The 14,338-nt window shown below is 58.5% G+C and carries 11 protein-coding genes; 3 read left to right on the forward strand and 8 right to left on the reverse strand.

Annotation, left to right across the window (positions count from 1 at the left end; translation table 11 throughout):
* Positions 1 to 41: 41 nt before the first annotated feature.
* On the reverse strand, positions 42 to 1,367 hold the full coding sequence (gene gabT / locus CSING_RS03425) for a 4-aminobutyrate--2-oxoglutarate transaminase (RefSeq protein WP_042529729.1): 1,326 nt from the start codon (positions 1,365 to 1,367) through the stop codon (positions 42 to 44).
* A gap of 139 nt (positions 1,368 to 1,506) precedes the next feature.
* On the opposite strand from gabT (CSING_RS03425), the gene CSING_RS03430 reads away from it, so the two are divergent.
* Positions 1,507 to 3,039 carry a PucR family transcriptional regulator gene (locus CSING_RS03430; RefSeq protein WP_236684064.1) on the forward strand — a complete coding sequence of 511 codons (1,533 nt, stop codon included), beginning with the start codon at positions 1,507 to 1,509 and terminating at the stop codon, positions 3,037 to 3,039.
* Here CSING_RS03430 and CSING_RS03435 read toward each other — a convergent pair.
* Positions 3,017 to 4,468: a PucR family transcriptional regulator gene (locus tag CSING_RS03435; protein WP_042529731.1), complete on the reverse strand. Its 1,452-nt coding sequence runs from the start codon at positions 4,466 to 4,468 to the stop codon at positions 3,017 to 3,019. The genes CSING_RS03430 and CSING_RS03435 overlap by 23 nt on opposite strands.
* Before the next feature lie 116 nt (positions 4,469 to 4,584).
* Here CSING_RS03435 and gabT (CSING_RS03440) point away from each other — a divergent pair, with 116 nt between their 5' ends.
* Positions 4,585 to 5,913 (forward strand): 4-aminobutyrate--2-oxoglutarate transaminase, encoded by a 1,329-nt coding sequence (gabT, locus tag CSING_RS03440; protein WP_042529733.1) that lies wholly within the window; start codon positions 4,585 to 4,587, stop codon positions 5,911 to 5,913.
* Positions 5,914 to 6,043: 130 nt separating this feature from the next.
* Here the strand turns inward: gabT (CSING_RS03440) and CSING_RS03445 are convergent, their stop codons facing one another.
* From CSING_RS03445 to CSING_RS03465, 5 genes are all read right to left on the reverse strand, one after another.
* Entirely contained in the window at positions 6,044 to 6,913 is an 870-nt protein-coding gene (locus CSING_RS03445; RefSeq protein WP_042529736.1) for an endonuclease domain-containing protein, read from the reverse strand.
* Between the two features lie 176 nt (positions 6,914 to 7,089).
* The gene (locus tag CSING_RS03450; RefSeq protein ID WP_042529738.1) at positions 7,090 to 8,466 is read right to left on the reverse strand and encodes an NAD-dependent succinate-semialdehyde dehydrogenase; all 1,377 of its coding nucleotides are present in this window, start codon (positions 8,464 to 8,466) and stop codon (positions 7,090 to 7,092) included.
* A 26-nt stretch (positions 8,467 to 8,492) separates the two neighbouring features.
* Positions 8,493 to 10,046 carry an APC family permease gene (locus CSING_RS03455; RefSeq protein ID WP_042529740.1) on the reverse strand — a complete coding sequence of 518 codons (1,554 nt, stop codon included), beginning with the start codon at positions 10,044 to 10,046 and terminating at the stop codon, positions 8,493 to 8,495.
* Entirely contained in the window at positions 10,043 to 10,942 is a 900-nt protein-coding gene (locus CSING_RS03460) for a universal stress protein (protein ID WP_236684022.1), read from the reverse strand. The genes CSING_RS03455 and CSING_RS03460 overlap by 4 nt, the downstream gene beginning before the upstream one ends.
* Before the next feature lie 47 nt (positions 10,943 to 10,989).
* Positions 10,990 to 12,495: a flavin monoamine oxidase family protein gene (locus CSING_RS03465; RefSeq protein ID WP_042529744.1), complete on the reverse strand. Its 1,506-nt coding sequence runs from the start codon at positions 12,493 to 12,495 to the stop codon at positions 10,990 to 10,992.
* Between the two features lie 120 nt (positions 12,496 to 12,615).
* On the opposite strand from CSING_RS03465, the gene CSING_RS03470 reads away from it, so the two are divergent.
* Entirely contained in the window at positions 12,616 to 13,362 is a 747-nt protein-coding gene (locus CSING_RS03470; protein WP_042529746.1) for a TetR/AcrR family transcriptional regulator, read from the forward strand.
* On the opposite strand, the gene CSING_RS03475 is transcribed toward CSING_RS03470, so the two are convergent.
* On the reverse strand, positions 13,295 to 14,329 hold the full coding sequence (locus tag CSING_RS03475) for a histidinol-phosphate transaminase (protein ID WP_042529748.1): 1,035 nt from the start codon (positions 14,327 to 14,329) through the stop codon (positions 13,295 to 13,297). The genes CSING_RS03470 and CSING_RS03475 overlap by 68 nt on opposite strands.
* Positions 14,330 to 14,338: the final 9 nt, after the last annotated feature.

Below are 14,338 nucleotides of genomic sequence, written 5' to 3' on the forward strand. Positions count from 1 at the left end.
TTGGTGAGTAGTGATGGGTAGCAGTGAGTAGTTGGGGAGAATTAGTTGGCGCGGATGGCGTCGGCAAGCACGCCCAGGCCGTCGCGGAGGGTGGACTCGTTGATGACCAGCGGTGGGAGCAGGCGGATGACGTTGCCGTCCAGACCACACGTAAGGACGATGACGCCCTGCTCGCGGCAGGTCTTCGCTACCTTGGCAGTGAGATCGGCGTTGGGCTGGTTGTTGTCATCGACGAGCTCGAGGGCGATCATGGCGCCACGGCCACGAACCTCGGCCACGGTGGTGAGTTCGAGCAGCGGCTCCAGCTCCTCGCGGATGATTGCCTCAATCTCGCGAGCGCGGGAGTTGAGATCAAGCTCTTCCATCTCCTCGAAAGCGGCGAGGGATGCGGCACAGGCCACCGGGTTACCGGCATAGGTGCCACCGAGGGAACCAGGACCGGGGGAGTCCATGATTTCCGCACGGCCGGTCACAGCAGACAGCGGCATGCCGCCGCCGACGCCCTTGGCAGTGGTGATGAGGTCTGGGATGATGCCCTCGTCCTCGCTGGCGAACCAGGAGCCGGTGCGGCAGATGCCAGCCTGAATTTCGTCGGCGACGAAGACAACGCCGTTGTCGGTGCACCACTCTTGCAGTGCCGGGAGGAAACCCTTAGCCGGCTCGACGAAACCGCCCTCGCCCTGGACGGGCTCGATGATGACGGCGGCGAGCTCTTCGGTGCCGACGTACTGCTCGATGTAGCGCAGGGTACGCTCGGCGGCCTGCTTGCCATCGAGGCCATCGCGCAGCGGGTAGGACATGGGAGCGCGGTAAATATCGGCCGCGAGGGTGCCGAAGCCGGACTTGTACGGCTTGTTCTTGGCGGTCATGGTCATGGTGAGGTTGGTGCGGCCGTGGAAGGCACCGTCAAAAACGACGACGCGGTTTTTGCCGGTGTAGTTACGGGCAATCTTTACGGCATTCTCAACAGCCTCCGCACCGGTGGAGAAGAGTACGGTCTTCTTGTCGTGGGTGCCCGGGGTCAGCTCGTTGAGCTTCTGTGCCACCTTAATGAAGCCTTCGTACGGTGCATTGAGGAAGCAGGTGTGGGTGAGGTGGCTGGCGGCCTCGGCCACGGCCTTGGCTACGCGCTGGTTGGACGCACCCACGCTGGTGACGGCAATGCCAGATGCGAAGTCGATGAGGGTGTTGCCGTCGACATCGAGAAGAACGCCGCCGTCACCATCGGTGATGTAGGACGGGTAGCCCGGGATGACGCCGGCAGCGATTTCGGATTCGCGGGTGGCGTTGAGCTCTTGGCTGCGCGGGCCAGGAATTGCAGTGGTGACGTTCCGCTCCTGAGGGAGGCGGTGGGTGAGATCCTGCATGTTTGTTGTCTCCTTGTGATGCTCGGCGGTGTGCATCGGGTCGATGCTTCACGTTTTTATGATGTACGTCATTGTTGCGGTTAGGATGAGGTTGAGGCCATAGACAAACCGGCGAAAGAAAGGTGAAGATTTGTCCACGGTGGATACGGGGGTAGCGTTCGGACTTGAAGAAGGGCAGGTTTCACTGCGCTGGCTGGCTGGCCAACCCGATCTGGGGATTGAGATTCTCCATGATTCCGGACGCGATTTCTCTGTCTTGCACCCCTGTGAACTGCGAGATCCACGTGAATTTGTGGGATCAGGCGCGGTCATTTTGCTCACTGGTATTGCCTTTGAGGGGCACCCAGATCAGCTGGCGGAGTACGTCCGAGGGGTGGCATCAGGTGGGGTTTCGGGGGTGGGATTTGGCGTTGGCATCGCTTTTGATGAAGTTCCGCCCGCTATGGTCGACGCTGCTCGTGAGTGTGATGTATCGCTATTCACCGTGGCCTTGCGCGTTCCTTTTGTGTCTGTCTTGGCTTGTGTGCATGCAGAGCTGCAGCGTCAGCGCGAAGAAGGCCTCGAGCGCTTCATTGCTCAGCAGGGCGCGCTGAACGACGCCGCCGTGGCAGGTCTCGACGAGTTGGTGGAGAAGACCACGGAACTGTTAGGGGCTCATGTCTGCCTCGTAGACAAAGATGGTCGGGTGTTCGCCCAGGCCTCAGCGCCGACGCTGCCACCGGTGGACTGGAATCCTGTTATTGCTGACGCCCGTTCTCAAAACTTTCATGCCGCCCGCCATGTGGGGCAGTGGAATGTGCTGGCGCAGCGCTTAGCGGACCATGGTTTGCGCTCTTTCGGCCTGTTAGCGGCATCCCGTGAAAGCTTTGGGGTGAACGAACGTGCCTTGCTGAAACAAGCCGCAGGTTTGGCGGAGCTGAACGTGAAGCGCCCGCAGGAGCTGCGCCAAACGCAAAATCAGCTCAATTCGATGGCCATGGCGATCCAACTCGGCATGGATCAGCCAGAGGATCCCATGCGGCGCATCTTTCACATGGTCGGTGATGCTCAAGGGCGCGTCCGCCCTGTTCTGGTGAAATCGGAAGGTGAGCGTGCTCATCAGCGCTTTACGCAGGCGCTTGATGCCCGGCTTCAGGACCATGGCCGTTTGCTTTTCGAGCTCACGGTGGATGAGTTATCTAGTTTGTTTTTGTTCCGCGGCAACCGCAGTATGAAGAATCTGCAGGACTTGCTGCGCGATATTCGTGGTAATAAACGCATTGTGGTGGGTCAGCCCATGCCGTGGTCCGAGTTGGGGGTGGGGATCGTACGCGAGCTGGAGTCCATTGCATTCGGGCTTCAGCCGGGAATGTTGGCGGGTCCAGAATCCCGCACTCTGAGCTGGGCTAAGGATCCGCGAGTTAAAGGTGCAGTTGATACTCGGGCCAGAGAGACATGGGGCAAGGTTCGTGCTTATGACGCCGAGCACTCGACCGATCTTGCCGATACTCTCGAGGTCTACCTTCGTGCTGGTGGGCACGTTAGCCGTACAGCTGAAGAACTCCATGCCCACCGCCACACGGTGCGCAAGCGCATCGCCGATTTGGAGGCCCTCCTCGAAGTGGACCTCAAGGATCCGCTTGTGGCAGCCGAACTGCTCATTCTAGGCATCAGCGTGACGAATCGATACTGAGTAGCAAGAGCTCTGCCCGTGTCACCGGGTTAGTGAGGTCAACCTGGCACAGCTCCTCTACCTTGTCGAGCCGCGCGCGGACCGTATGGCGATGGACCCCCAGTTCCGCGGAGGCAGCGGCTAGGTTCGCGTTGCCCACGAGGAAAGCGCGAAGCGTGGCGGCAAGTTCGGTGCCGTGACGGGAATCGTGAGCAGCAAGCTTGTCTACGGTCGCTGCGCGGCGAGTGGATAGCGCCTCAGGCACCCCAGGCTCGGCGAGCCAGGAGGGGGCCGCGGAGTCGAAGGGAGACATGGTGCCCAGTGGCAAGCTGCGCGCATGTGCGCTGAGGGATGCGACAAGGGAGGGGGTCACTGTCTGCCACGCAGTGTGGTGTATGACTGCTACGCGCAGGTAGCGTGCATGTTTTTCCCATAAATTACTTTGAGCAGCGCCGGGCGGAAGCACGATAAGTGCCGCATCATGTTCCGGACGAACAAAACTTTCTGGCTCTGCTTTGGTGAGTTCTCCCAACGCACGTGCCAAGCGCGAAGGGGAGGGGGCGGTGACGTACAGCAGATCCACGACCCCGTGCTTATCCACCATGTGGAAGGCCGCTTGCAGGGCGGGGGTGGACACGCCTGCGAGGTGGGCATCGAGAGTTAAAGCACCAAGAATGGTGTGCGCAGTCATATCTGGATGGTCTAGGAGCAAGCTGGCCAGACCTGCAAGGTGGCGAATCAATGCACGTGAGTAGGAATCGAACTTCTCCACGCGGGTGACGGCAAGGGCAAAACGGCGCCCCGTTGTGCCAAAAACACTGCTAATGGTGGCACCAGTGCTTGTCGACGTCCCTGCGCCGCGCGCCGTCTGCTCCGCCGCGTCTACTGCGGAAGACACAGCGCTGAGGTGCTCTCGGTCGCGGTGACTGATGACTGTTCCGGAGGCGCTGGCAACGGCCACAGCAGCGCCGAGTTCCTTGCTAGCTTGGCTGATGAGCGCGCCGATGCCGTTAGTGGCCGCTTTGTTGAGGCGTTCCTGTTGGCGGTGCAGTGCGAATTGTGCGTTGTTGTTGAGGCGAGCCTGTTCCTGCGATACAGCGGACATGATGGCGATGAATCGTGTGGCGCGCGGAACCTCGAGCAGGGTGACATTGTGGTGGCGGCAGGCGGCGATAAGCTCGGCGGGCACCTGTGTGAACGCCAGCCCCGTGCCGAAGCCAATGCCGCGTACGCCCGCCGAGGCTAGCCTCGCAGCGTAGCGCTCGAATCCTTCCGAGTTTTTCTCGAAGGCCAAGCCCAAAGTGAGTAGGAGCTCGCCGGGTGAGGTGAACTCGGTGGGGTCAGCCAACTCAGAGGCGTGGATGGTGTCGAAATGCTCGGGCCCATCCACGACGGTTCGCAGGTTGAGGGAGCGCTGGTTGCTGAGCCAGCGGAAGGAGATCTCGCGCATAGTGGACAGACTACACAGTCAAGAGCTCAAAATTTGTACGTGATGTCCATAGAGCGGCCGGGGTGGCATGAGACACACTATGTGCATCCCAGTTACCCGCCGAACAAAGGAACATCATGCAGGAACTTGAATACCACATCGAACAGTCCCGTCACCTGGGCCAGCAGGTCCCCGGCCCGAAGAGCTCCGCGCTGGACGAGCGCCGCAAGAACGCGCTGCCCGCAGGCATGGCTCCGTCCCTTCCGGGCTACGTCGTCGACGCTGACGGCGGCATTCTTGCCGATGCCGACGGCAACCGCTTCATTGATCTTGCCTCCGGCATTGCCGTGACCTCCGCTGGTGCCTCCAACCCGGCAGTCGTGGCTGCGGTGCAGGAAGCCGTGGCGCACTTTACCCACACCTCTTTCACCGTGTCGCCGTACGAGTCTTACGTTGCCGTGGCGGAAAAGCTCAACGAGGTCACCCCGGGCGATCACCCGAAGAAGACCGCACTGTTTAACTCCGGCGCTGAGGCCGTAGAAAACGCCGTCAAGATTGCCCGCAACTACACCGGCAAGCGTGGCGTCGTGGTCATGGACCGCGCTTTCCATGGCCGCACTAACCTCACCATGGGCATGACCGCAAAGCAGTCGCCATACAAGAACGGATTCGGTCCCTTTGCCCCGGAAATCTACCGTGCCCCGATGTCTTACCCGCTGCGTGATGGTCTGACGGGTGCTGAAGCGGCGAAGAAGACCATCACCATGATTGAGCAGGAGGTTGGCGCTGCCAACCTTGCCTGCGTGGTCACCGAGCCGATTCAGGGTGAGGGCGGCTTCGTCGTTCCTGCCGAGGGCTACCTGGCTGCCATCCAGAAGTGGTGCAACGATAACGATGTCGTCTTCATCGTCGATGAGATTCAGGCCGGCATGATGCGTACAGGCACCTGGTTCGCCTCCGACCACGAGGGCATCGTCCCAGACATGGTCACCATTGCGAAGGGTATTGCCTCCGGTATGCCGCTCTCTGCTGTCACCGGCCGCGCTGAAATTATGGACGCCCCACAGCCAGGCGGCCTGGGCGGCACCTACACCGGTAACCCGGTTGCGTGTGCTGCAGCGTTGGCCACCTTCAAGGAATTCGAAGAGAAGGACTTCGGCGCCCGCGCACAGAACCTGGAGAAGGTTGCCCGCGAGGAGCTGGAGCCAATCCTAAGCGACGACCGCGTTGCTGAGTTCCGCGGTCGCGGCGCAATGCTGGCCCTCGAGTTCGTCACCGCTGACGGTGAGCCTGATTCCGAGCTGGTCCACAAGATTGCTGACGCCGCCAAGGCTGAAGGCGTACTTATTCTTACCTGCGGCCTTGACCACAACGTCATCCGCTTCCTGCCGTCACTCGCCATTCCGGAGGACCTGTGGCGCGAGGCGTTGCAGGTAGTGGTGAAGCAGTTTAACGAATACAAGTAAGCGGCATGTGAAGCCCTGATGGGGCAGTGCAAGATTTGAGCACGATAGTCTCGGAATCGACCCAGATTCGAGGGCTATCGTGCTCATTTTTTGCACCCGCTATCCGGCTCCGCCGTTGATCAACCAACGCTCAAGAGGAATAGATGGTGTACTGGTCTTGATCTGCCTCGCGAACGAAGAGCCAGTGCCAAGTCCACACCCCGTGCTCCGGCATAGGTACTGGGCGCTCACGCACCGACAGAATCTGGTCGACTACTCGGGGAAGTTCGTAGACGATACAACTTCCGCTGTACCGGAGGAGAATATAGCCGGCTAGGGTAGCGTCGTTTCCCTTCCACCGATCCTTCGCGAAAGTCAAGCGATTATCGCTTGTGTGGAAACTAAATCCATCGATTTCCACGATGACGTTGAGCTCAGGGATGACGATGTCCCAGTAATACGCTCCCAGACGGACGTTGTTGGTTACGCGCAGCCCTGCCTCAGTGAGTGCGTGGCTAAGGATCTTCTCCACCTCGGAATCAGTGCCTAGTGCAGCGAGTTCGATGAGAGAGCGCACCCGCGGACTAAAACGCACGCCCTCGTTGTGGCGCTGGAGGTACCGGGGTCCGTCTCGGCGGGCGTAGAAGGTTTCCAGCAATGTAGTGGCGGTGGCGTCATCGAGCCTTTCGGCAGCGAGGCACGGTATATGGATAGCGAACCCATTCTTGACCAGCGCCTTAAGTTTCTTTGTGCGATAAGCATGGAAGTAGGGCGACTGCGGCAGCTGGCTGCGATGGGCGACATGCAGTGGGAATGAGAGTTCCTGTCCCAGATAGATCTGCGCGGCAGTTGGACCCGTGACCCGCAGTCCGGGGTAGCGTTCCACCAGAAGAGTCAAAAGCTCGTGCGGAGTAGGTTCACGCGTGAGATAAAGCGTCGAGCACACTTTGATGTAACGCCCGGATTTTGCTCCGCGGCTCAACGTGGCGCTACTGACGCCAGTTACGACGAAATTAGTCATGGAGAACCCCCGAGTTCGTGGTGTGCTGCACCCCGCAGCACGTTTCCAGAGTAGCGCTTTGAATGTAGCTGTGCAGAAAACTGCCAAGGAGACCGCGTAATCCTTTGGGATCCGGCAGTCTCCTTGGCAAAAAATTTACACTGGGCGTGTGCTCAGCGCGATAGCGGGAGCGGGGTTTACTTCTCCACGTAGTAGAGCTGCTTGTTGACAAACTCATCCATGCCCAGCGGTCCGAGCTCGCGACCAAAGCCGGAGCGCTTCACGCCACCGAAAGGCATTTCTTCGCCTTCTCCAGCGGGGGTGTTGACGTTGGCCATACCGCACTCGAGGCGACGGGAGACCGCTGCAGCGCGTTCGGTGTCCTGGGAGAACACGGTACCGCCCAGGCCGTACTGAGTGTTGTTTGCCAGATCGAGGGCCTCTTCATCGTTGCTGACCTTGTAGACAGTTGCGACTGGGCCAAAGAATTCCTCGTAGTAGATATCGGAGCCGACCGGAATATCAGTGATGACGGCGGGGGAGACGTAGGCACCTTCTTCGGAGAGTTCTCCACCAGCGCGTAGATTAGCGCCAGCCTTAACGGCACGGTCCAGCTGGTCGCGGAGCTTCTCGGCGGCATCACGGGAGGAAAGTGCGGAGTAGCCGCCTTCCTTCTCGTTATCCGGGGTAGTTTGTACGGCTGCGTTTGCGAGGCGCTCGAGTTCTGCAACGAACTCGTCGTAAATGTCCTCCATCACGATCATGCGCTTGTTGGAATTGCACGCCTGGCCCGTGTTGTACATGCGGGTTCCCCATGCGAGCTCGGCAGCTGCCTTGACGTCGTCGGTGTCGAGCAGAACGTACGGGTCGGAGCCGCCAAGTTCCAGAACAGCCTTCTTCAGGTTCTCACCTGCCTGGGCGCCAATAATGGATCCAGCTCGCTCAGAACCCGTGAGGGAGACGCCTTGGATGCGGGAGTCCGCGATGATGGTGGAAATCTGGTCGTGGCTAGCGAAAACGTTGTTGTAGACGCCTTCCGGAACGCCGGCGTCGTCCATGATCTTCTGAACTGCCAGAGCAGAACGTGGACAAATCTCTGCATCCTTAAGGATGATGGTGTTTCCCAGCATCAGATTCGGGGCGACGAAGCGGGCGATCTGGTAGTAAGGGAAGTTCCACGGCATGATGCCCAGTAGCGGGCCAATAGGCAGGCGGCGGATAACAGCGGTTCCGTTGGAGGCAGTGGGAATCTCCTGGTCCTTGGTGAAGTCAGCGCCGTTATCGGCGTAGTACTTGATGATGGCCGCGGAGAACTCTGCTTCTTCGATACCTTCGGAGTGGAGCTTACCCATCTCGTCTCCGGCGATCTTGGCGAGCTCTTCCTTGCGCTCTTCGAAAAGCTCGCTGACGCGGGTCATAATTTCGGCGCGCTCAGAAATTGGGCGAGTGGACCACTCTTGGAAGGCAGCAGCGGATTTGGCCAGGGTGGCTTCAATTTCGGCATCGGTTGCGGTGTTGAAGGTTTCGACCACTTCGTTGGTGACCGGGTTTTGGACGCGATAGGTGATGGACAATTTTTTCTCCTTATGTGAGTTTGTAGCTAGACCAGCGGTTGCTGGTCGTCGTCGCAAGAGGTGATTCGTTTGAGTGTTTCGCCCTTGAAGAACCCTGGGTGGGCGAAACGGGTGAACAGCATGAGGATGACGCCTAAGCCCAAGACGGCGACGCTCAAGATGAATACCATTCCGATACCACCGATTTCTGAACCAGATCCGTAGGACGGGTCCATGGAATCGAACGCGGTGATGAAGAACATCATGAGCAAGAATCCGCCGCCGACAGTTGGGAAGAGGAACTTAAATATGATGTTATGCACCGAGCTAAACAATTCCGTTCGGAAGTACCAGATGCAGGCCACGGCCGTGATTCCATAGTAGAAACAGACCATGAGCCCCATGGTAGCGATGGTGTCCCACAGTGCGTTCTCCGAAATGAGACGAGTGACCGCGTAGAACAGAGCTGCTGCAACTGCGGAGACAATGGTCGCTGTCGAAGGAGAGCGGAACCGTGGACTGATCTTTGCAAATGCTGGAGGCAGGGCACGGTAGTAGCCCATCGCCAACAATGTGCGGGCAGGACCTACCATCGTCGATTGCAGTGAGGCGAAAGACGAGGACAAGACGGCAATGTAAATGAGAATCGAGGCCTTACCAAGGACCGGTTCGGAGAGCACTGCGAATATTGATTCCTGGTTCTCTGGGTTGCCCGCACCAAGACCTGTATCTCCGGTGCCTGCCCACGTCACGACAGCGAGCGCCGTGAGGATGTACAACGCGATGATGATGAGCACGGTAATCGTCGCAGCGCGGCCAGGGGTCTTTTCAGGATTCTTGGTTTCCTCATTCATCGTGAGGGTTACATCCCATCCCCAGAACATAAAGATGGAAAGCGAGATACCTGCAGCGATAAGTGAGAAACTACCGATTCCAACGGGGTTGAACCACTCTAGGGAGATCGGCGTGAAATCGAAGCCTCCATTGTTGTAGGCGTTATGGATAGCGACAACGTCGAAAAGCACGATTGCGGAAATCTGAATAACCACAAGGACGTACTGCAGCTTCTGGGTCGAATCCAGGCCGCGGTAGGAAATGTAGCCAGCGATGGCGATAAATACGAAGGTAGTGGGGATATTAACCCACAAGTTTCGGGTGAGTTCACCTATCGCCGGGCTATTGAAAAGTTGACCTAGAAGCAGGTAGAAGAAGTCCACAGCAACTGCTGCAAGGTTGGACAGCACAAGGATAGTTGCGGTGATTAGGCCCCAGCCGCCCATCCAGCCTGCCCACGGCCCAAAAGCCTTCGTGGCCCACGTAAATGAGGTACCAGAGTCTGGTACCGCATTGTTGAGCTCACGATAAGCAAAGGCGACCAGTAGCATGGGGATGAAGCCGAGCAGGAGTACCGCTGGGACGTACTGTCCCACTGCGGAAATAGTGGGACCGATACCGGAGGTCAAGGTGTACGTAGGTGCAATGCAGCTAACACCAATGACAACAGCACCTAGCAATCCGACGCGGCCAGTTGCCAAGCCTTTGTCTGAGGCGCCACCTGAGGTCTTGGTGGACGAGTTCGTTGGGGGAGTGGTGGTGGTCATGTGTTCTTACCACCTTTCGGAAGAAGGTTGTTTTCTTCTCCTGCCTGCATGTAGCCGGCGGGAACAACAACCATGGGGACAGGGATCAAACGGAGCATGCGGGATGCTGTCGTGCCGAGGAAAAGACGACCCGGCACGGCCATTCGGGAGGAACCTACAACGGCAATTTCGCCGTCCTCCCAGTCGAGTTTCTCCAAGGCTGCAGCTACATCCTTGCCGGATGCCACCTCGGTTGTGGCGTGGCCTGCATCAAGCATGTGTTGTGCGGAATCGGCTAGTTTGCGGTTGGCGTAGGCGTTAAGTGCGCTGGGCACATCGGTTCCGAGTCCCTGCATGTCAGACTCACCATTGAGGACGAGGGAGACCAAGCGTAGTGGGATTCCACGACGGTGAGCTCGGTCGAGCCCGATGGCAATGACGTCAGAGGTTCCTTGGCGGGGTCCGAAGAATGTGGTGATGCGCCCAATCGGACCGGGGTGCGAAAATCCGCGTGGGGCAAGCGCAACGGGAACTGGGGCGGAGTGAAGAAGTACGTTGACTGCTGCTCCCATCTGGAAGCGGCCGAACAGACCACCCTTACGAGCTCCGACAACCAGTAGGTCCGCACCTAGCTTCTCAGCGGTCTCACTCAGGGCGGATGCCTCAGACTCGCCGGGAACGATTCGAGCGGTGGCATCGATCCCCTCAGGGACCGCAGCCAAGGCCTCTTCCAGCCAACCGGCGATTTGCTCCTCCAAGATTGATCCATACCCGCGATCGTGCGGGTACACACCGGAGAAAGAGTTCTGTGCCGGTGCGACCATGACGATCTCGAGGCGTACGTTGCGTTCCTTTGCCAAGGCGATACCGAGCTGTAGTGCATCTTTGCCAAAGTCGGTGGCGACGTAACCGATCACAATGCAGCCGCTGGCACCTCGGTGAGGAAAACTTGCCGGTGACATCTTTACTTCGCTTTCTCAGTGATGGTCAGTGCAGCGATTTCGCCCTGGCGAATGGCACCGTCGACGTGCTGGTAGCCTTCGGCGGCGATGTCAGAGCAGGCGTAGTAAATCGGGCCTGTCGGTTGGTTCTGAAGGTGACCCCAACGGGAGAGTCCACCGAGGTCGTAGGAGGTTGCGTAGGCACCGCGGGTCCACTCTTCAGCGGCCATATCGGACAGGTAGAAGGCGATGGGTTCCTTGGTCTTCGGGCCGAGATAGTCCGCCATGGCATCGAGGATGCGGACCTTGCGCTCCTCGGGAGGCAGGTGCCACATCTCTTCAGCGTAGACATCGGAAACAAAGCCCACGAGGGTACCGTAGGTGTCTTCTTCTCCTTCGGCAGACTCGGCAAAGTTCTTGCCGTAGTTGGTGTTGTCATACACTTCCTGAACCAAACGTCCGCCACCGAAACCGGTACCGGAGAGGCCTTCCTCACGCCAGAACGGAGTGTCGTAAACAGCGTGAACCTTAATAACAAGACCCATGGAGATGTGCTGATGGGCGATTTGCTGGTCGCGTGGCATCGGGGGGACGAAAGAGATGCGGTTATACAGGTTCGGCGGCACGGCCAGAACAGCGAAACGAGCCTTGACAGTGACCTTTTCCGAGTAAGCAGTGACGTTACCCGGCTCGCCGTTACCTTCGACTCCATTGCGGACGTCAGCTTGAATCTTGTTGAGTTCATCTGCGGTAGAGGCGTCTGGCTCAGCCCAGTGGAGCTCGCGTACTGGGGTGCCAAGGTGGACGTCTTCGCCTAGGCCCTCGGCCAAAGTAAGGGAGACGGACTGCATACCGCCAACGACGCGCTTATCAAGGATGAAATCTTCATCCACGAGGTTGCTGAAGGATCCTGCGGAGCACGCCATAAGTACTGCTTGCAGGGTGGAGAACGTGTAGGACGGCTTGGTGAGCATGCCGGATGCTACGTAGATGGAGACATTGTCAATTGCCTCATTGTCATCGGAGAGTGTCTCCAACCAATTACGGAAGGAGATGGAGTCGAGTTCTTTGGCCTTTGGGTGAGACCACGGGTTTGCCGGGTCCATCTCTGCAGCAAGATCATCCATGATCTTGATAAGACGGTCCATTTCAGCGATCGTCTTCTCATCCGTGGGGAATACGGTTCCTTCGTACTCGTGGCGGGTGCCGTCAGGAGCTACGTAAATGGACTTGCCCTCGCGGTGGCGGGAAAAGGTCTCAAGGCCGAGCTCGTCCACGAGCTCGATCAGACGAGTCTGGTCAGGGGAAATCCACTGGCCACCCAGCTCGACGAAGTGCTCAACACCTTGGTCGTCCTTGACTTTGCCGTTCCAGGTGCGGCCGCCAACGCGGTCGCGGGCTTCAAGAACGGCAACGCTTAACCCCTTCTTTTTCAAAGTGTGGGCAGCCATGAGGCCAGCCGGGCCGGCGCCGATAACGACGACGTCTCGTTCGATGACCGGGTTATCGGACTTAATGAGGGAGGTCATGATGGGGACTCCGTTCCTGTGGGATGATGGAGGGACAATTAGGCAGAAAATGAATGTGATTCATTTTGTGTCACGTATCACTGTACCGAAGAAACGTAACTCACGACAAGGAAATGAACTGTGACCCGTAGTCGATCAAAGGGACGTCCCACAAAAACACTGGTGACGCGGGAAAAAATAGCAGAGGCCGCTCTCACCATTGTGGGGGCAGAAGGCTACGAAAAACTGACTATGTCACGCATTGCCCGTGAAATCGGTGTGGGAACCAGTGCGCTCTATAACCACGTTTCGGGGAAAGAAGAGCTCATTACACTTGTCGAAGATGCGGTCATGGAGCAAGTCGACTGTGGCCCTCTCTATGCCGCGCTTGGCGTTACACCAACGAGCACGCCTTATAAGGCACTTTCCGCTTGGGCCACGTCTTATCGTGATGTCTGTGCTCGGCATACCCCTTTGGTGCAGTTTATCGCCGTCACGCCAATCTCGGGTGCACCGCGAACGATGGAAATGTACGAGCTCGTCGTGCAAGTGTTTAAAAAAGCTGGCTTGTCGGATGAGCGGATCATGCCGCGCATTGTGGCGCTTGAATCCTTTATTTACGGCAGTGCCTACGACGTTCATGCTCCAGAGGAGATTTTTGATATTCCCCCTGAAAATGCCGTCGAGGCACCTCACCTTGTTAGAGCTCGTGAAGCTTTCCTGCCGCACTCTAATGGAGCAGAAGCGGGCAATACAGCGGACCGTAACCCCTATGCCGATGAGTCGTTCCGCCTAGGGCTAGAGGCCTTGCTGGCGGATATCACCACGGCTGAATGCCGGCCCGCTCCCACGCCTCAAGGAACTGCGTCGTTTCCTGCTCATTGGTAATGGACACGCGCACACCTTCGTCGAGATAGCGGCGGATGACTACGCCTTCGTCGAGGATCTTCTTCTCAACTTCGGCAGCGTCGCCGCGGGGAAGCCACACGAAGTTTCCGTAGGATTTCTCGGCCCCGAGGGCTTCCGCGACTCGGTCACGTTGGGCTTTGGTAGTAGCGACGGCGTCGAGAAGCTCGTCTTGGTGTTTGAGCACCTCTACAGCGGCCATCTCTGCCATGGCGGTGACCGTTAGAGGCAGGGAGAGTAGACGCAGGGCGTTGATGATCTCGGGGCCGGCTACTGCGTAGCCCACGCGCATGCCTGCTAGACCCCAGGCCTTGGAGAAAGTGCGCACGCCGAGCAAGTTGGGATAACGCAGGTATTCTTCGGTGGAGTCCGGGGTATCGGGGGCATCGTTGTATTCCCAGTAGGCTTCGTCGAGTAGAACGACGACGTCCTTAGGCACGCGGTCCATGAAATCACGGAACTCGGTCCGAGTAATGACCGTGCCCGTCGGGTTGTTGGGATTGCACAAGATGATGAGCTTGGTCTTGTCGGTGAGGGCTTCTAGGGCGGCGTCGAGATCCACCCGGTAATCCGCCGTGAGTGGGGTGAGGACTGGGACGGCACCGGCCATGCGCACGTAGAGGGGGTAAGCCTCAAAGCTGCGCCACGGCACGATGACCTCATCACCCGTTTGGCAGCATGCGAGGATGGTGGCCTGCAGAATCGGTGTCGAACCAGCAGATACGAAGATATTGTCCGCGGGTACGTCAAGGTAATTGCACAGAGCATTGGTGAGCTCCGGGGAGCCGGGTTGCTGATAACGGTTGGTGGTGCGGGCGGCGTCGGCAGCCGCGGCGATGATGTTCTCCGACGGGGAGAAGGCAACCTCGTTGGAGGAGAGCTTGAGGGCATCAGGGTAGTCCTTGCCTACCTTGTATTCAGGGAAGCTGGAGAGATCGCTGCGAAGCATTCACGTTCC

The organism is Corynebacterium singulare (assembly GCF_000833575.1).
Classification (GTDB): Bacteria; Actinomycetota; Actinomycetes; order Mycobacteriales; family Mycobacteriaceae; genus Corynebacterium; species Corynebacterium singulare.